This is a genomic window from Aureimonas jatrophae (genome assembly GCF_900104035.1).
Taxonomy (GTDB): domain Bacteria; phylum Pseudomonadota; class Alphaproteobacteria; order Rhizobiales; family Rhizobiaceae; genus Aureimonas; species Aureimonas jatrophae.
Genome location: NZ_FNIT01000002.1, coordinates 266,599 through 284,081, shown reverse-complemented (window position 1 = coordinate 284,081; position 17,483 = coordinate 266,599). Strand labels below are relative to the sequence as shown.

The window sequence follows — 17,483 nt, the reverse complement described above, 5'->3', positions numbered from 1 at the left end:
TATTTGAATGCGGGTGGCGATTGCGTTTTCGCAATGGCATGATTGCCGCGTTCAACGCGGTGGAACGTGTCATGGCCAGTCCGATCGATGCCCTCTCCTGGGACGACCTGCGCCTGATCCGGGCGGTCGCGACGGAGGGCACGCTTCCGGGCGCGGCCCGTGCCCTGCGGCTCGACCATTCCACGGTGTTCCGCCGGTTGCGGCAGGCGGAGGCGGCCGCCGGGCTCGCCCTGTTCGAGCGCGACCGGCAGCGCCTCGTGCCGACGCTGGCGGGGGCCGAACTCACCGCGCTGGCGCTTCGGCTCGGCCAGGAGATCGACGCCGCCTCGCTTCGCATGGCGGGCGCCGAGCCGGCGTTGGAGGGCGAGATCCGCCTCACCACCAACGACTCGCTGCTGCTTCACCTCCTGACGCCCGCCTTTGCGGGTTTCCGCCGGCGCCATCCGCGCATCCGCCTCGACGTCCTGATCGCCAACCAGGCGCTGAACCTGTCGCGGCGCGACGCCGATGTCGCGGTGCGCGCCACGGACCGGCCGCCCGACACGCTGGTGGGCCGCAAGGTGGCGCGCATCGCCTGGGCGCTCTACGGCGCGCGGGACGGGAGCGGCGACACGGGGGGCGACTGGGTGGCGCTCGGCGAGACGATGGGAGCGCTGAAGGTGGTGCGCCGGGCGGTGGAGAGGGTGCCGGAAGCGCGGCTCGCGTACCGCGTCGATTCGGTGCTGGCGCTGGCGGCGGCGGTGGAGGCGGGCCTCGGCGTCGGCCACCTCCCCTGCTTCGTCGCCGACGTGCGTCCGGGCCTCAGACGCCTCGGCGCGCCCGAGCCGGAGTTCGCGACCGACCTCTGGCTTCTGACCCATGCGGACCTGCGCCGTGCGCCGCGCGTGCGCGCCCTGCTCGACGATCTGGCGACCGCCATGAGCGAGCGCCGCGCCCTGATCGAGGGCGAGGAGCCGCAGCCGGCGGCGCCTTGAGCGGACGCGAAAAGGCCGGGCGCTGGGGCCCGGCCTCTTCATGCTCGATCGGGAGACGCGTTACTCGGCGGGCACCGGGACCGGCGCGTGCGCGTCGTACTCGGGGGCCGGGCCGTGGCCGGCGAGCGCGGCGTGAAGCTGCGCCTCGTCGAGTTCGCCCTCCCAGCGCGCCACGACCAGCGTCGCCACCGCGTTGCCGACGAGGTTGGTGAGCGCGCGGCACTCCGACATGAAGCGGTCGACGCCTAGAATCAGCGCCATGCCGGCGACGGGCACGGTCGGCACCACCGAGAGCGTGGCCGCCAGCGTGATGAAGCCCGCGCCCGTGATGCCGGCCGCGCCCTTGGACGAGAGCATGGCGACGAGGAGAAGCAGGATCTGCTGGCCCCAGGTGAGCTCGGTGTTGGTGGCCTGCGCGATGAACAGCGCGGCCAGCGTCATGTAGATGTTGGTGCCGTCGAGGTTGAACGAGTAGCCGGTCGGGATCACGAGGCCGACCACCGACTTCTTGGCGCCGGCGCGCTCCATCTTCTCCATCAGCGTCGGCAGCGCCGCCTCCGAGGACGAGGTGCCGAGCACCAGGAGGAGTTCCTCCTTGATGTAGCGCAGGAGCGCGAAGATCGAGAAGCCGTTGTAGCGGCAGACCGCGCCGAGCACCACGATCACGAAGAGCAGCGAGGTCAGGTAGAAGGTGCCTACCAGCATGGCGAGGTTGGCGATCGAGCCGACGCCGTACTTGCCGATCGTGAAGGCCATGGCGCCGAAGGCGCCGACCGGGGCGGCCTTCATCAGGATGGCGACGAGACGGAACATCGGGGCCGCCACCGCCTGCAGGAAGTCCTGCACCGGCTGGCCGCGCTCGCCGACCATGCCGAGCGCGATGCCGAACAGGACCGAGAAGAACAGGACCTGCAGGATGTCGCCGGACGCGAAGGCGCCCACGATCGTGGTCGGGATGATGTTCTGGAGGAAGCCGACCAGCGTCTGGTCGTGGGCCTTGGTGGCGTAGTCGGCCACCGCCTTGCCGTCCAGCGAGGCGGGGTCGATGTTGAGGCCGGCGCCGGGATGCACGACGTTGGCGACCACGAGGCCGACGATCAGCGCCAGCGTCGAGAAGGTCAGGAAGTAGGCCATCGCCTTGCCGGCGACGCGGCCGACCTTCTTGAGGTCGCTCATGCCGGCGATGCCGGTGACGATGGTCAGGAAGATCACCGGGGCGATGATCATCTTCACGAGCTTGATGAAGGCGTCGCCGAGCGGCTTCATCGCCTCGCCGTAGGACGGGTAGAAGTGGCCGAGCGCGATGCCGATGGCGATGGCGACGAGCACCTGAACGTAGAGCTGCGCGTAGAGCGGCTTGCGCCGCGGCGGCTCGGCGGTGGCGTGGATGGGCATGCTGGCGGCCATGGTCTTCCTCCCTTTGCGGTTCTTGGAGCCGGCATGCCGGCACGAGCCGTCCGGCGAGGCGGACGCGGGCTCTGATGGACCGTGTTGCAAACGGCGTGCCAGTTGGTTCCCGCAGGGTAGATATGCCGAATTGCCGGGACTCCCAACGGAGCGGAGACAGACAGACGCGCCCGCTTGTGTGGCCAGCCGCTCGACAGTTCGGACCGTTGTGCGATAATCCACACAGATGATATCTCCTCCCATCGCGCTCGCAACCGCTCGCCTGCGAGCGCTTCCGGCTCGCCGGATCGTCGCGTCCGTGATGCTGGTTGCCGTCGGGGCCCTTTTGACAGAGGGCGCGGGGCGCTTGGCGGAGCGTCGCGCGGTCGCGGCGGTGGTCGAGGAAGGGCGCGCCGCCTGGCCGCTGGCGTCGGCCGCGCTGCTGGCCGAGATCGATCGCCAGCGCACCGTGCCGGTGGTGCTCGCGCAGGAAGGCAGCATTCGTGCCAGCCTGCGCCTGCCGCTCGCCGGCAACCTCTCGGCCGTGAACGAGAAGCTCCGCCTTCTGGCCGAGCAGACGCAGGCGCAAGTCATCTATCTCCTGAACCGGGACGGCCGAGCGGTGGCCGCGAGCAACTACCGCGAGCCCGACAGTTTCGTCGGCTCGGACTACCGCTTCCGCCGCTACTACGCGCAGGCGATCGCAAACGGCTCGGCCCAGCAGTACGCGCTCGGCACGGTGAGCGGGCGCCCCGGCGTTTATCTCTCGCAGCGGGTCGACGAGGGCGACACGCCGCTCGGCGTCGTGGTCGCCAAGGTCGAGCTCGACAACGTCGAGGCCGCCTGGGGGCGCACCACTCGGCCGACCTTCGTCACGGACGCGCGCGGCGTGGTTCTGGCCACGAGCGTTCCGGCCTGGCGCTTTCACACCGTCGCGCCGCTTTCGGCACCGGAGGCGGACGCCGCGCGCGACGATCTCCAGTTCCCCGATGCCGACCTGTCTCCCCTGCCCGGCGCCGAGCGCCTCGCGGACGGGACATGGCGCCTGCGCGCCGTCGCCGAAGCGGGCCGCTTCGCCGAGACCGTCGCCCCGCTCGATCGGGGACCCGAGAGCTGGCGGCTGCACATCCTGTCGCCGCTCGACGGCGCGCGCCGTGCGGCCGGCATTCCGGCGCGGCTCGTCACGGCGCTGACGCTGCTTCTGCTGGCGCTTGCCGCCTTTCTTCTGGCCCGGAGACGGCGGCGCGAACAGGAAAAGCGCGACGCGCTCGCCCGCACCGCGCAGGCGCTGGAAGCGGCGGTCGCCGCACGCACCGCCGAGCTCACCCGCGCCAACGGCCAGCTGGAGCGCGAGATGCGCGAGCGCGCCGAGGCACAGGACCGCATCATTCGCCTGCGCGACGACCTCGCCCAAGCCAACCGTCTGGCGACGCTCGGCCAGATCACGGCGGGCGTCGCGCACGAGATCAACCAGCCGCTTGCCGCGATCCGCGCCTATGCCGAGAATGCCCGGCGCTTCCTGGAGCGCGCGCAGAGCGAGACCGCGCGCGAGAACCTCGGCCACATCGTCGGCCTGACCGAGCGCGTCGGCTCGATCACCGACACGCTGCGCTCGATCGCCCGCCGGCCGGCTGGCGGCCGGTCGCGGGTCGAACTGCGCGAGGCGGTGGACGGTGCGATGCTGATGCTCTCGACGCGCCTCGCCGAGCAGCGCATCGAGGTCGTGCCTCCGGATGCGACAGGGTCGTTCGCGGTGGAGGCGGACCGGCTGCGGCTCGAGCAGGTTCTGGTCAATCTCCTGCGCAACGCGATGGACGCCCTGCGCGGGCATCCCGCGCCGCGCATCGCGATCACGCTCGGGCGGGGCGACGGCCGGGTGCGCCTTGGCGTGAGCGACAACGGACCGGGCCTGTCGCCGGAGCAGATGGACCGCCTCTTCACCCCCTTCTCCACCACAAAGCCAGACGGTCTCGGCCTCGGTCTCGTGATCTCGCAGGACATCGTGTCCGAGTTCGGCGGCCAATTGTCGGCCGGTCCTGCGCCCGGCGGCGGTGCCGCGTTCCTGATCGAGCTGCCGGAGGCCGGACGCCCATGAGCGATGCGATGGAAACCCGGGTCCTGTTCGTGGACGACGAGGCGCACTTGCGCGCGGCCACGCTTCAGACGCTCGCGTTGGCCGGGTTGGTGGCGATGGGCGCCGCATCCGCCGCCGAGGCGCTGGAGCGGGTCGCGGAGTCCGAGCCGACCGTGGTCGTCACCGACATCCGCATGCCCGGCACCGATGGCATGGCGCTGTTCCGTCGCCTTCACGCGCTCGACCCCGACCTGCCGGTGATCCTCGTCACGGGCCATGGCGACGTCGAGCTGGCCGTGGGCGCGCTGAAGGAAGGGGCCTACGACTTCATCGCCAAGCCGTTCGCCGCCGACCGGCTGGTGGAGAGCGTGCGCCGCGCGGCCGAGAAGCGCGGCCTCGTTCTCGAGAACCGCCGGCTGCGCGAAGCCGCCGCGGCAGTGGACGAGGACCTGCCCCTGATCGGAGAGACGCCGGTGATCCAGCGCCTGCGCCGGACGCTGCGCCAGATCGCCGACACGCAGGTCGATGTCCTGGTGGAGGGCGAGACGGGATCGGGCAAGGAGGTCGTCGCCTCGCTGCTGCATGCCTGGAGCCGGCGGGGGTCGCACCCGTTCGTGGCGTTGAACTGCGGCGCGCTGCCCGAAAGTGTGATCGAGAGCGAGCTCTTCGGCTACGAGGCGGGCGCCTTCACGGGCGCGGCCAAGCGGCGCGTCGGGCGCATCGAGCATGCGAGCGGGGGCACGCTGTTTCTCGACGAGATCGAATCCATGCCGCCGGCCCTTCAGGTTCGCCTGCTCCGGGTTCTGGAAACGCGCAGCGTCGAGCCGCTCGGCACCAACGAGCGGCGCGAGCTGGACCTTCGCGTGGTGGCCGCCGCCAAGGTCGACCTCGGCGATCCCGCGCAGCGCGGCGCCTTTCGCGAGGACCTCTACTACCGGCTCAACGTCGTGACGCTGCGCATCCCGCCCTTGCGCGAGCGGCGCGCCGACATCCCTCTCCTCTTCCACCACTTCCTCGCCCGCGCCGCGCGGCGCTTCGCGCGTCCCGTGCCCGAGGTCGGCGCGAGCGTGCGGCGAACGCTCGCCGAGCACGACTGGCCCGGCAACGTGCGCGAACTCTCGCATTATGCCGAGCGCGTCGCCCTCGGCCTCGACGAGGAAGCCGAGAGCGCGGAGCCCGCTCTGGACGTCGGCGGCTCGCTCGCGGAGCGGGTGGAGCGCTTCGAGGGCGAGGCGATCCGCGAGACGCTGCGCCGGCACCGGGGCGAGGTGCGCGCCTCGCTGGAGGCACTCGGCCTGCCGCGCAAGACCTTCTACGACAAGCTCCAGCGCCACGGCATCGACCGCCGCTCCTTCGAGGCGTGACGCTCACACGCCCTTGATCGCGGGGGCAAGAGCCCAACCTTGAACCGGTTCGGGCGCCGTCGGCGGCTCGTCCGCCTTCCGGAGATGCCCATCATGACGAGCGCGCGATTTCTGAGCGGCGAGGGCGAGATGGCGGACCGCATGCGCTCGGCCGACTGGACAGCGACGCCGTTGGGCCCGCCGGCCGGATGGCCGAGGCCGCTCAAGACCATGGTCTCCCTGATGCTCGCCTCGCGCCAGCCGATGTTTCTCGCCTGGGGACGCGAGAACGGGATCATGCTCTACAACGATCCCTATATCGCCCTCCTCCAGAGCAAGCATCCGACCGCCTTCGGGCAGCGCTTCCGCGAAACCTGGGGCGAGATCTGGGACGAGATCGGACCGTTGGTGGACCGCGTCTTCGCCGGCGGATCCGTCCACTACGACGATATCGCCCTGCAGGTGGAGCGCAACGGCCGTCTCGAGGAGGCGCATTTCGCCTTCTCCTACACGCCGGTCTACGGCGATGACGGTGAGGTGGCGGGCCTGTTCGGCGCCTGCAACGAGACGACCTCGCAGATCCTGGCCGAGCGCGCCAAGATGGAGGCGCTGCAGGCCGCCGAGGAGGCGAACCTCGCCAAGTCGCAGTTCCTCGCCAACATGAGCCACGAGCTGCGCACGCCGCTCTCCGCCATCATCGGCTACAGCGAGATGCTGATCGAGGAGGCCGAGGAGGGTGCGGTGGCGGGTGACCTCGTGCGCGACATCCGCAAGATCGAGAGCAACGCGCGCCATCTTCTCGGCCTGATCAACGACGTGCTCGACCTCTCGAAGGTCGAGAGCGGCAAGATGGATCTGTATGCGGAGACCTTCGACGTCGCCGAGATCGTCGCGGACGTCGCAGCCACGGCCCGGGCCCTGGCCGAGAAGAAGGACAACCGGCTGGAGATCGAGCTGGCCGGCGAGGTCGGCACCATGCACAGCGACATCACCAAGCTGCGCCAAGTGCTCCTGAACCTCCTCAGCAACGCCGCCAAGTTCACGCAAGCGGGCACGATCACGTTGCGCGCCGAGCGCCTGGGCGGCACGCTCGTCTTTTCGGTCTCCGATACCGGGATCGGCATGACGCCCGAGCAGCTGGAGCGCTTGTTCCAGCGCTTTGCGCAGGCCGACGCCTCCACCACGCGCCGCTTCGGGGGAACGGGTCTCGGCCTGTCGCTGACCAAGGCGTTCAGCGAGATGCTGGGCGGTCACGTCTCGGTCGAGAGCCGACCCGGCGAGGGCAGCACCTTCCGGCTCACGGTCCCCGCACAGCTGCCGGACACCACCGACCGCGACGCGGCGCCCGGAGCCGCCCAGCTGCCGCAGGGCACCGACACCGCGGGCCGCCATACGGTTCTCGTGATCGACGACGACACGGCGCAGCGCGAGCTGATGACGCGCTTCCTGGCGCGCGAGGGCTTTGCCGCGATCACCGCGCCGGACGGGCAGACGGGCTTGGCCATGGCCAAGGAGATGCGCCCGCGCGCCATCCTCCTCGACGTCATGATGCCCGGCATGGACGGGTGGACCGTGCTCGCGCGCCTCAAGGCCGATCCCGAGCTCGCCGAGATCCCCGTGATCATGGTGACCTTCGTCAGCGAGCGGGCGCTCGCCTCCTCGCTCGGAGCCTCGGACTACGTCGCCAAACCGGTGCAATGGGACAGCTTCCGGCTCGTCATGGACCGGTTTCGCGAGGAGGCCGGCGACGTCCTGGTGGTGGACGACGACGAGGACGCGCGCGAGCGGCTGCGGCATGCGCTGGAGCGCGACGGTTGGAGCGTGTCGGAGGCCGGCAACGGCCGCGAGGCGCTGGACCGCGTCGAAGCGGCGCGCCCGCGCGTCATCCTGCTCGACCTCACCATGCCGGTGATGGACGGCTTCAGCTTCCTGGACGCCCTGCGCAGCCGTCCCGAGCACCGCGACATTCCCGTGATCGTCCTGTCGGCCCGCAGCCTGACGCGCGAGGAGCGCACGCGCCTGGAGGGGGCCGACCGCGTGATGACCAAGGGCCTGGTCAGCTTGAGCGAGGTCGCCTCGAACGTCCGGGCGGTAACGCAGTAGGCGGGGTCGCGCAGCCGATTTTACGCCGCCGGCGCGCGGCGGGTGAGCGCCCCGACTCCGGCGTCCAAACGCTCGGGTCGGCCGATCAGGAAGCCTTGCGCCATATCGCATCCGATCATCCGGACAAGCTCCAGCTGCGCCGGCGTCTCGACGCCTTCCGCCAGGATCTCAATCCGCATGTCGCGCGCGATCTGGGTCATGCCGCGCAGCACCGCCAGCGAGTGACGGTCGGTGTCGGCGGTGGACACGAAGGCGGGGTCGATCTTGATGCGGTCGAGCGGAATGTCGCGCAGATGCGCGAGCGACGAGTTGCCGGTGCCGAAATCGTCCATCGCCACGCGGACGCCCAACCGCCGGATGGCCTGAAGGATGCCGGAGACCTGGGCCCCATCCTCCACGACCGCCGTCTCCGTGATGTCGATCTCGAGGCGCGAGGCCGGCAGTCCGCTGCGGTTGAGCGCCTGCGTGAGATGGGCGAGGAAGACCGGCGAGCGCAGTTGCACCGCCGAGACGTTCACGCACACGCTCGCCCCGTCGCCCCAGAACGCGGCCTGGCGGCAGGCCTCGTCGAGGACCCAGCGCCCGATCTCGATCATCTGGTCGGTTTCCTCGGCCAGCGGGATGAAGCGCGCCGGCTCGATCACGCCCTGCAGCGGATGCTCCCAGCGCAGCAGGGCCTCGCGACCGACCACCTGGTTCTCGCCGAGCGCCAGGATCGGCTGGTAGACGAGATGGAACTGGCCGCGCTCGGCGGCGGTACGCAGGTCGTTCTCGAGCATCTGCTGCTCGGCCACCGCTTCCAGCATGCCGGTCCGATAGCTGGACACGCGTCCCCGGCCACGCCGCTTGCTCTCGTAGAGGGCGATGTCGGCCCGCTGCATCAGCTCCGTCGCGTCACGCGCGTCGGCCGAGCCGCAGAGCCCGATGCTGCACCCGATCGAGACGCTGAACCCATCGACCACGAAGGGCCGCGCGACGGCTTCGACGATGCGCGTCGCGATCTCGACGGCGCGCCCCGGCTCCTCGTGCAGGAGAACCGCCAGTTCGTCGCCGCCCAGCCGCGCGACGAAGCCGTCCGCGCCGACAACCGTCACGAGGCGCTGCGAGACCTGCACCAGAAGCGCGTCGCCCGCCCCATGGCCGTAGGTGTCGTTGACGGCCTTGAACCGATCGAGATCCACCATGAGGAGCTGGAAGCGCTGCTTGGGGTGGAAGTTCTCCTCCATGCGCTGCTGCAACGCGCGCCGGTTGGCAAGCCGGGTCAACGGGTCCTGGAACACGAGCTCGGCGATGCGCCGCTGCGCTTCCCTGTCCTTCGTGACGTCGTCGAAGGTCATCACCACGCCGCCCGTCGCCACCGGTCGAAGCTCGATCTCCATGGTGCGGCCGGTGTCCATCACGTAGTCGAAGACCGTCTGATGGGTTCCGCTCATCCAGTCTTCGGCCCGGCTGCAGGCAAGCCTTCGCCGCTCGGGCGTCCAGCCCTTCGCGTCGCCGATCGCGCCGATCAGCTCGCCCGGCGACATGCCGAGGCGAAAGATGGCGGCATCGACCTCGAAGATCTCGGCGTAGCGCTGATTGAAGAGCTGCAGGCGGCTGAGCTCGTCGAAGTACAGAAGCCCGTTCGACATGTTCTCGAGCGCGGTCGACAGGATCGCCGAATGGGCGCGTTCCTGCGCGTCGAATCGCTTGGCAGCGAGAATCGTGACGAAGGCCCCGAGAAACAGCACCGCCGCGCCGATCGCGGTGAAGAGGCTGAGAAGGATGCCGTGGTCCGCGCTCGCCGGCACATCGCCGGTTGCGGTCAGCGTCGTGCCGGCCAGCGAGACGAAGTGAACGCCGGTCACCGCCAACGTGAACAACGCGCAGGTCTGCCAGCGTGAGCGCCCGATCGCGGGCCGGCCGCGTGCGAGCGCCAGGCAGGCCGCACCCAGCGTGGCGGCGGCGAGGCCCGTGGCGATCGGCGTCTCGTGCAGGCACCCCTCGATCGCGGCCATGCCGGTCTGGTGCATCGCCCCGATGCCGAGCCCAGCCACGGCGCCGAGCCCGGCGCGCGCGGCCGGGCGCTCGACACGGACCGACAGGGCGAGCGGCACGCCGACCGCCACGATCGCCGCCAGCGCCGACAGGAGCGTGGTCGCCCCGTCGAAGCCGAGCAGCAGATCAGGCCGGTAGCCCAGCATCGCGATGAAATGCGTGGTCCAGACCGTGACGCCCGCGACCAGAGCCAGCCCCGGCAGCCAGAGCCGCTGGTAGCGTGCGCGTGTCCCGCCGGCCGTGCGCATGATGTCGGCCAGAAGCCAGCCGCCGACGAGGCAGATGGCGAGCGCGGCCGCGACGAAACCAAAGGAATGGTCGGCGGCCAGGGAGATGAGCGGGGCAATCATGACGGCTGAAGGCTAAACGAGCGAGGTAACCAAGCCCTTCAAAAGCGTGGTTGACCAAAGGTAAGCCCGCTCGATGATCGGTCGGCCTTATTCTTGCGCAGATCGGATTTCCCGTCCGGCACCAAGCGGCGTAGTATGGGCGCGAACGGTCGGGCACGGCAGGACGAGCTTCGAGAATCCGCAGATGCTGAATGCGCCCTTTCCGGCAGATCGACGCGAGACCGCGCGCGGACCGCGAATCCTTATCTACAGCCACGACACGTTCGGGCTCGGCCACATTCGGCGCTGCCGTGCCATCGCCAATCGCCTGGCTCCTGGCCTGGAGCAGGCCTCGATCGTGATCATCTCGGGCTCGCCGATGATCGGCAGCTTCGAGTTCGGCGACGGCATCGACTTCGTGCGCGTTCCCGGCGTCGTGAAGCTGCCGGACGGCAGCTACTCGACCTCCAGCCTCGCGCTCGACCTCGAGGAAACCGTGGCCATGCGCTCGGCCGTGATCATGGCCACGGCGCGCAGCCTCCAGCCCGACATCCTGATCGTCGACAAGGAGCCGACGGGCTTTCGGGACGAGCTTCTCGACACGCTCGCCTACCTGCGCGCGGCCGGCACGCGCATCGTGCTCGGCCTGCGCGACATCCTGGACGAGCCCGAGGTGATCGTGCCGGAATGGCGCCGCAAGGGGGCGCTCACGGCGCTGGAGCGCTTCTACGACGAGATCTGGATCTACGGCCTGCGCGAGATCCACGAGCCGCTCGCGCCCTTCGACCTGTCCGACGCGGTCGCCCAACGCATCAACTACACCGGCTACATCCGCCGCGAGCTGCCGCCTCGGCCTCAGACCACACGCTACCCGCGCCTGACGCGCGAGCCCTTTGCGCTGGTGACCACCGGCGGCGGGGGCGACGGCGAGGAACTGATCGATTGGGTGATCTCGGCCTACGAGGCGGACAGCGACATTCCGCTCGGCGCGCTGCTGGTGTTCGGTCCCTTTATCCCGCGCTCGCGCCGCGCGGCCTTCATCGAGCGCATCGCGCAGCTGCCGCGCGTCGACGCGATCACCTTCGACACCAAGATCGAGTATTTGATGCAGCGATCCGAGGGCGTGATCGCGATGGGCGGCTACAACACGTTCTGCGAGATCCTGTCGTTCGACAAGCGGGCGCTGATCGTTCCGCGCCGCACGCCGCGCCTCGAGCAGACGATTCGGGCCGAGCGGGCCGCCGAGCTCGGGCTCGTCGCCATGCTGGACGGCGCCATGCTGGAGCCGGGCGGACGGCGCGATCCTCGGGTCATGGCCGAGGCGATCCGCGCTCTGGCCCGCCAGCCCCTGCCCTCGGCCAGCTTCCCGCCGGGACTGCTCGACGGCCTCGACCGGATCGAGGCGGCGACGCACGCCCTGCTGCAACGCGAGCGGCCGCGCGCCGGCTTGAGCGCCGTGCGCGCATGAGGGCCGAGACCGATGCCACGCTGCCGGCCCCGCCCGTGCGACGCCTGCCGATCGTGGTGAAAGGCTATCCGCGCCTGTCGGAAACCTTCATCGCGCAGGAAATCCTGGCCTTGGAGCAGGCGGGCTTTGCGGTGGAGATCTGGTCGCTGCGCGAGCCGACCGACGGGACGCTTCACGAGTTGCACCGGCGTATCCGGGCGCCCGTGCGCTACCTGCCGGAATACCTCTACCGCGCGCCGCTGCGCGTCCTGCGCGGCCTCCTCCATGCGTGCCGCCTGCCGGGCCGGGGTGCGCTTCTGCGGGCGGCGCTGCGCGACGTCAGGCGCGATCCCACGCCCAACCGCATGCGCCGCCTCGGCCAGGCGCTGGTTCTGGCGCGCGAGCTCGACCCCGCGCTCGTCCACATCTACGTCCACTTCCTCCACACGCCGGCCTCGGTGGCGCGCTACGCGGCGCTCCTGCGCGGCGGGACGTTCAGCTTCTCGGCGCATGCCAAGGACATCTGGACCACCACGGACTGGGAGAAGCGCGAGAAGATCGCGGCCAGCCGGTTCGGCGTGACCTGCACGCGCGAGGGCTTCGAAGAGCTGCGGCGCCTGTCGCCCGCCGACGACCCCGAGCGCGTGCGCCTGGCCTATCACGGGCTCGACCTCGACCGCTTTCCCGCTCCGCCCGAGCGCGCAAGCGGACGGGACGGACGCGATCCGGCCGATCCCGTGCGGATCGTGACGGTCGGCCGCATGGTCGCCAAGAAGGGGTTCGGCGATCTGTTGGACGCCCTGGCGCGTCTTCCTTCCGATCAGCACTGGCGTCTCGTCCACATCGGTTCGGGCGAGCTCAAGGCGGCGTTGAAGGCGCAGGCGGACAGGCTCGGGCTGCGGGATCGCATCGAGTGGCGCGGCTCGCAGCCGCAGGACGCGGTGATCGCGGCGCTGCGCGAGGCCGATCTCTTTGTGCTCGCCTGCCGCGAAGGGGATGCGGGCGACCGCGACGGGCTGCCCAACGTCCTGATGGAGGCGGCCTCCCAGCGGCTCGCCATCGTGTCGACGCGCTATGCCGGCGTGCCCGAATTCGTCACCGACGGCGAGAACGGCCGGCTCGTCTCGCCCGCCGACCCGGCGGCCCTGGCGCGGGCGCTCCGCGAGACGATCGCCGATCCCGCACTGCGCGAGCATCTGGGCCGCGCCGCCTTCGAGCGCCTCCAGCGCGACTTCTCGCTCGACACCGGCATCGCGACGCTGACCCGCCTTCTCGACGAGAGCCTGACGGCCCTCCCTCCCGTCAGGCCTTGACGACGCGGGCAAGATCGAGCCCGCGCTTGGCGAAGGCGTTGCGCGTGTCGAGGCCGAGCCGCATGTGCTGCGCGACCAGCGCGTAGTCCACGTCGTCGTGGTCGGTGGCGACGAGCACGGCATCGAAGCCGGCCAGCGCCTCCGGCGTCAGGTCGACCGAGCGTCGGCCCGCCAGCTGCACGTGCTCGCGCGTCGGCCCGATCTCCGGCACATGCGGGTCGTGGTAGCTCGTGCGAGCGCCGCGATCCTCCAGGATCTCGATCAGGCGGAACGAGGCGCTCTCGCGCGTGTCCTCGACGTTGCGCTTGTAGGCGACGCCGAGCACGAGGACGTGCGCCCCGTTGAGCCCGCGCCGGAAGCGCCGGTCGAGCGCCTCGGCCAGACGGTCCACCACATGGCGGGGCATGGCGGTGTTGATCTCGCCGGCCAGCTCGATGAAGCGCGTCGGCACCTCGAACTCGCGCGCCTTCCAGGCGAGGTAGAAGGGGTCGATCGGGATGCAGTGCCCGCCCAGGCCCGGTCCCGGCTGGAAGGGCATGAAGCCGAAGGGCTTGGTGGCGGCCGCCGCGATCACGTCCCAGACGTCGATGCCCATCGCGTCGTAGACGACCTTCAGCTCGTTCACGAGCGCGATGTTGACGGAGCGGAAGATGTTCTCGGTGAGCTTCACGGCTTCCGCCACGGACGGGCTGGAGACCGGGACGGTGGAGGCCATGGCCGCGCCGTAGAGCGCGACGGCGAGCTGCAGCGCATGCGCGCCGTCGCCGCCCACGATCTTGGGAATGTCGCGCGTGCCGTAGTCCGGGTTGCCGGGGTCCTCGCGCTCGGGCGAGAAGGCGAGGAAGAAGGTCTCGCCCGAGCGCTCGCCGCCCCGCTCCAAGATCGGCTTCACCACCTCGAGCGTCGTGCCGGGCCAGGTGGTGGATTCCAGCACGACGAGCTGGCCGGGGCGCAACGCTTCCGCGATCTGGCGGCTTGCGCGTTCCACGAAGGCCAGGTCGGGCTCGCGCTGGCGCGTGAGCGGAGTCGGCACGCAGATCAGGACGGCGTCCGCCTCGCCGAGCCGCGCGAAGTCCGCCGTCGCCTCGAACCGGTTCTCGGCCAGAGCCTCTTGGAGCGCATCGGACGCGATGTGGCGGATGCCGCTCTCGCCCCGGTTCAGGAGCGCGACGCGGCGCTGGTCGATGTCGAAGCCGAGCACCGGAAAGCCCGCGCGGCATAGCGCCAGCGCGAGCGGCAGGCCGACATAGCCGAGCCCGATGATGCCGACACGCGCGGTGCGCCCCTCGATCCGCGCCAGCAGATTGGCGGCATGCGGGTTTGTCGGGGACTCGCTCATCGCGGCGCCTCCTCGTGTGCGGGTGGGAGGGCGAAGGCGGCGTGGGCGTTCACGAACCGCGCGCCGGGATGGGCGCCGAGGTAGGCGAGAAGCTGCTCGACGAAGCGCCAGACCGCCGGGTCGTGGACGAGATGGTGGGTGAGAAGACCGACCGGCTCGTCGCGGGCGAGGTCGCGCGCGAGGCGCTCCAGCGTTTCCGCCTCGTCGGCCAGTCCCCGCCCGCCGTGCCACAGGATCGGATCGCAATGGGCGTTGGCGACGGCGAGTCCGTCGCGCGTGGCGCCGGACCGTGCGCCGAAGGTCGAAAGGCCGCGATAGCCGACGGCAGCCAGCTCTGGCACGAGCGCCGCGTCGATGCGGTTCCAGGGCGGCACGAGAACCGGCAGCACGCGATCGCCGAGGAGTTGGCGGAGTGCGGCAAGGCCCTCGCCGAGCTCGCGAAGAATATCGGCGGGGGGGCGATAGCCGAGCTCCCGCCGCTTCTCGCCCGCCGGCGCATGGTTGAGATGGGCGATGCCGTGGACAAGGATCGCCGCGTCCTCGCCCTGGAGCCGTTGCGCGAGCGCGTCGGTTGCAAGGCGTGGGCTGACGGCGAGGGCCAACGGCACGCCGAGATGGCGGCGGAGGGCGAGAAGCCTGTCCAGCGCCTCGGTCGGCTCGGCCGCGTCGTCGTCGCGCCACCAGAGCGCGGCCGGCCGCCGGGTCGCTGCCCTTTCGTCCAGAACCCGGCCGAGCGCGGCCCAGCCTTGCGCGATCCGACGCGCCCGCCTGGCCGCCTCCTCGACCAGCAGGACGCTGCGCGCGACGCCGTTCGTGTTCACCGGCACGCCGGCACCTTGCGGGAGCGCGCGAGCCGCCTCCACCGCGCCGTGCAGCGCCTCGGGCGACAGTTCGGCGGCGGGCAGCAGCACCGCGCGGCCCGCGGCAGCCAGCCCTTCGGCACGCAGACGCTGTTCCTGCTCCGACCCCTCCTCGAACGGCACCAGCACGGCCGGCGTTCCCGCGCCCGCCAGGTCGAGAACCGTGTTGTATCCGCTCTGGCTGACCGACACGGAGGCGTGCGCCAGCAGATCGCGGAAGTCGGGCCTCGCCCGATCCACCACGAGGCGGGAATGGGCAGCGCCCGCCAGCTCCCGGAAGTCCGCCTCCGGCACGCCGTGGCCGACGAGAATGCGCCAGCGCCCCGAACCGTCGAGGCGCGAGGCGACGACCGCGGCGCGAAACAACGTCAGGCCGGCGATGCCTCCCCCGCCCGAGACCACGATCTCCTCCCCGCGCCTCGCGCTCGCCGGCGCGGCGTCGCCGCTGACGTAGCCCGTATAGAGAAGCCGCGGACGCAACCCCTCGCCCACCGGCCAGGAGCGCTCCAACGGAACCGCGGCCGGGTCGCCGTGAACGAGGACACCATCGAAGCGCTCCACGACGATGCGCTCGGCCTGGAGCGCCTTGTCCGGCCGGGAGGGCGGGTTCAGGATGTCCCGCACCGAGGCGAGAAGCGCCGGGCGCTCGGGCCGTGCCCAGACGGCCGAGACCAGCGCCTCGAACTCGCCCGCGAGCGATCGGCGACCGAACGGATAGGTTTCCGTCATCACGACGTCCGGATGGACGCGCCGGAAGGCGGCGAGCAGCGCTTCGCGCCGGTACGCGCGCAGCGCGTCGTCCAGCATCCGGCCGTCCTCGCCCCACAGCGTTCGGAAGTCGGCGTCGCGACAGTGGACGGGCGGCAGCTGCACGAGTTCGACGCCCGCAAGGTCCAGGTTCGGCACCGGCCGTCCGCCGCTTGCCACGCACACGTCATGGCCCGCCGCAGCCAGGCCCCGCCCGAGAAGCGCGGCGCGGGCGAGATGACCGACCCCCAGAAGATGGGTCACCGCGATCAGGACGCGCATACGGGGCTCCGCGAAAGAAGCGGCGCGAGCGTCTGCGACAGGCGACGCGCGGCGGCGTCGAAGCCGTGGACGCTCTCGGATCGCTCGCGCGCCCCGGCTCCCAGGCGGCGAAGCCGGGCGCGGTCGAGCGCAAGGTGCTCCAGCGCGAGGGCATAGGCGTCCGCATCGCCGGCATCGACCAGAAGGCCCGAGACGCCGTCCTCCACCACCTCGGGCACGCCCCCATAGCGCATGGCGAGCGCTGGTCGACCGTACCGGGCAGCTTCCAGGTAGGTCATGCCGAAGGCCTCGTTGACGCCCGGCCAGGCGAGCAGGTCGGCCTCCCTGACCAGCGCGGCGAGCCGGTCGGGCTCGGTGACGAGCCCATGGAAGCGCACGCGTTCGGCCAGCGGCGCGAACGCCGCCTCCACCTCGCCGCGCGCCGCGCCGTCGCCGGCCACGTCCAGCACCCAGTCGCATGGCGCGCGCCCGAGCGCGTCGGCGAGGATGCGATAGGAGCTGAACTTGTCGCCCGGCCGCATCATGGCGACCGTCACGAGACGCAACGGCCCGTTCTCGGACAAGGGCGCGGGGTCGCTTGGGCCGGTCTCCCCGACAAAGGGCGCAAGGCGCACGATGCCGTTTCCGCCGCCGCGGAGCCGGCGCAGCCCCTCCTCGTCACGCCGGTTGAGAACGAGATGCAGGTCCGCGGCGCGCACCGCGTCCGCGGCCCGGCGGTGAAACAGGTCGAACGGGCCGCCCGCCCGCTTGTCCGCATGCGAGGCCTCGACGAGGACATAGGGAATGGCGAGCCGGCGCGAGACGACGGGACCGATGAGGTCGGGCGCCTTGTAGTAGCTGTGGTAGGTCAACCAGAGGCGGGGTCGCCGCGCCTCGGGAAGCGGCTCCAGCGCGCCGTAGACCCGCTCGGCCTCGTCGGCGCCGGCCGCCAGAAGCGCGTTCTGCGCCGTGCCATCGCCGGAAAAGGAGCGAAACCGGCTCGCCAACTTCGGCGCCAGGCCCGCCCGCTCGAGCGCCGCGAGCAGCAGCCGCGCCACCGTGCGGTCGCCCGAGGGCACGGGATCGTCCGGCGACTTCAGGGGCGCGTAGAAGCTGAGGGGCGGGCGAAGCGCCGGTGGATCGGATGGCATCGCTGGGAGCCGCGAGGTCCTCGAGAAGATTCGCCCCCGGCCTAACGCGGCCCCTGCCGGGCCGCAAGCGTCGCGCCCCCGCTCGGCTCCCGCTTGACGCGGCAGACGCTTCCTGCGCT

Annotated in this window: 11 protein-coding genes; 6 read left to right on the top strand and 5 right to left on the bottom strand. The window is 71.1% G+C overall.

All coding sequences use genetic code 11. The features are described 5' to 3' along the window. The first annotated feature begins 71 nt into the window (after window positions 1-71). On the top strand, window positions 72-974 hold the full coding sequence (locus BLQ76_RS05730) for a LysR family transcriptional regulator (RefSeq protein WP_090671357.1): 903 nt from the start codon (window positions 72-74) through the stop codon (window positions 972-974). 60 nt (window positions 975-1,034) lie between these two features. On the opposite strand, the gene BLQ76_RS05725 is transcribed toward BLQ76_RS05730, so the two are convergent. Further along, window positions 1,035-2,381, bottom strand: a complete 1,347-nt coding sequence (locus BLQ76_RS05725) for a dicarboxylate/amino acid:cation symporter (RefSeq protein WP_425285136.1) — start codon at window positions 2,379-2,381, stop codon at window positions 1,035-1,037. Window positions 2,382-2,607: 226 nt separating this feature from the next. Here BLQ76_RS05725 and BLQ76_RS05720 point away from each other — a divergent pair, with 226 nt between their 5' ends. The 3 genes from BLQ76_RS05720 (at window position 2,608) to BLQ76_RS05710 (ending at window position 7,880) form a co-directional block, all read left to right on the top strand. Continuing rightward, on the top strand, window positions 2,608-4,455 hold the full coding sequence (locus BLQ76_RS05720) for a sensor histidine kinase (RefSeq protein ID WP_090670278.1): 1,848 nt from the start codon (window positions 2,608-2,610) through the stop codon (window positions 4,453-4,455). Beyond that, window positions 4,452-5,798 (top strand): sigma-54-dependent transcriptional regulator, encoded by a 1,347-nt coding sequence (locus tag BLQ76_RS05715; RefSeq protein ID WP_090670276.1) that lies wholly within the window; start codon window positions 4,452-4,454, stop codon window positions 5,796-5,798. The genes BLQ76_RS05720 and BLQ76_RS05715 overlap by 4 nt, the downstream gene beginning before the upstream one ends. 93 nt (window positions 5,799-5,891) lie before the next feature. Next, on the top strand, window positions 5,892-7,880 hold the full coding sequence (locus BLQ76_RS05710) for a hybrid sensor histidine kinase/response regulator (RefSeq protein WP_244519491.1): 1,989 nt from the start codon (window positions 5,892-5,894) through the stop codon (window positions 7,878-7,880). Between the two features lie 20 nt (window positions 7,881-7,900). On the opposite strand, the gene BLQ76_RS05705 is transcribed toward BLQ76_RS05710, so the two are convergent. Further along, a complete protein-coding gene (locus BLQ76_RS05705) occupies window positions 7,901-10,267 on the bottom strand; it encodes a bifunctional diguanylate cyclase/phosphodiesterase (RefSeq protein WP_090670274.1) in 2,367 nt (788 codons plus the stop codon). Window positions 10,268-10,451: 184 nt separating this feature from the next. On the opposite strand from BLQ76_RS05705, the gene BLQ76_RS05700 reads away from it, so the two are divergent. Together BLQ76_RS05700 and BLQ76_RS05695 are read left to right on the top strand one after the other, a co-directional pair. Then, window positions 10,452-11,714 (top strand): glycosyltransferase family protein, encoded by a 1,263-nt coding sequence (locus BLQ76_RS05700; RefSeq protein ID WP_090670272.1) that lies wholly within the window; start codon window positions 10,452-10,454, stop codon window positions 11,712-11,714. After that, window positions 11,711-13,006 carry a glycosyltransferase family 4 protein gene (locus BLQ76_RS05695; RefSeq protein ID WP_090670270.1) on the top strand — a complete coding sequence of 432 codons (1,296 nt, stop codon included), beginning with the start codon at window positions 11,711-11,713 and terminating at the stop codon, window positions 13,004-13,006. The genes BLQ76_RS05700 and BLQ76_RS05695 overlap by 4 nt, the downstream gene beginning before the upstream one ends. On the opposite strand, the gene BLQ76_RS05690 is transcribed toward BLQ76_RS05695, so the two are convergent. From BLQ76_RS05690 to BLQ76_RS05680, 3 genes are read right to left on the bottom strand one after another with little or no spacing between them, the layout of a single operon-like run. Beyond that, window positions 12,996-14,345 carry a nucleotide sugar dehydrogenase gene (locus BLQ76_RS05690; protein WP_090670268.1) on the bottom strand — a complete coding sequence of 450 codons (1,350 nt, stop codon included), beginning with the start codon at window positions 14,343-14,345 and terminating at the stop codon, window positions 12,996-12,998. The two genes, BLQ76_RS05695 and BLQ76_RS05690, sit on opposite strands and share 11 nt — an antisense overlap. Beyond that, on the bottom strand, window positions 14,342-16,234 hold the full coding sequence (locus tag BLQ76_RS05685; RefSeq protein ID WP_090670266.1) for a glycosyltransferase: 1,893 nt from the start codon (window positions 16,232-16,234) through the stop codon (window positions 14,342-14,344). Before BLQ76_RS05685 ends, BLQ76_RS05690 begins: the two co-directional genes overlap by 4 nt. Continuing rightward, window positions 16,222-17,364, bottom strand: a complete 1,143-nt coding sequence (locus BLQ76_RS05680) for a glycosyltransferase family 4 protein (RefSeq protein ID WP_090670264.1) — start codon at window positions 17,362-17,364, stop codon at window positions 16,222-16,224. Before BLQ76_RS05680 ends, BLQ76_RS05685 begins: the two co-directional genes overlap by 13 nt. Window positions 17,365-17,483: the final 119 nt, after the last annotated feature.

Excerpts from the sequence above, each read along its gene's own strand:
- BLQ76_RS05730 (WP_090671357.1), top strand. The coding sequence starts at position 72 with ATGGCCAGTCCGATCGATGCCCTCTCCTGGGACGACCTGCGCCTGATC.
- BLQ76_RS05725 (WP_425285136.1), bottom strand. The coding sequence starts at position 2,381 with ATGGCCGCCAGCATGCCCATCCACGCCACCGCCGAGCCGCCGCGGCGC.
- BLQ76_RS05720 (WP_090670278.1), top strand. The coding sequence starts at position 2,608 with ATGATATCTCCTCCCATCGCGCTCGCAACCGCTCGCCTGCGAGCGCTT.
- BLQ76_RS05715 (WP_090670276.1), top strand. The coding sequence starts at position 4,452 with ATGAGCGATGCGATGGAAACCCGGGTCCTGTTCGTGGACGACGAGGCG.
- BLQ76_RS05710 (WP_244519491.1), top strand. The coding sequence starts at position 5,892 with ATGACGAGCGCGCGATTTCTGAGCGGCGAGGGCGAGATGGCGGACCGC.
- BLQ76_RS05705 (WP_090670274.1), bottom strand. The coding sequence starts at position 10,267 with ATGATTGCCCCGCTCATCTCCCTGGCCGCCGACCATTCCTTTGGTTTC.
- BLQ76_RS05700 (WP_090670272.1), top strand. The coding sequence starts at position 10,452 with ATGCTGAATGCGCCCTTTCCGGCAGATCGACGCGAGACCGCGCGCGGA.
- BLQ76_RS05695 (WP_090670270.1), top strand. The coding sequence starts at position 11,711 with ATGAGGGCCGAGACCGATGCCACGCTGCCGGCCCCGCCCGTGCGACGC.
- BLQ76_RS05690 (WP_090670268.1), bottom strand. The coding sequence starts at position 14,345 with ATGAGCGAGTCCCCGACAAACCCGCATGCCGCCAATCTGCTGGCGCGG.
- BLQ76_RS05685 (WP_090670266.1), bottom strand. The coding sequence starts at position 16,234 with ATGCGCGTCCTGATCGCGGTGACCCATCTTCTGGGGGTCGGTCATCTC.
- BLQ76_RS05680 (WP_090670264.1), bottom strand. The coding sequence starts at position 17,364 with ATGCCATCCGATCCACCGGCGCTTCGCCCGCCCCTCAGCTTCTACGCG.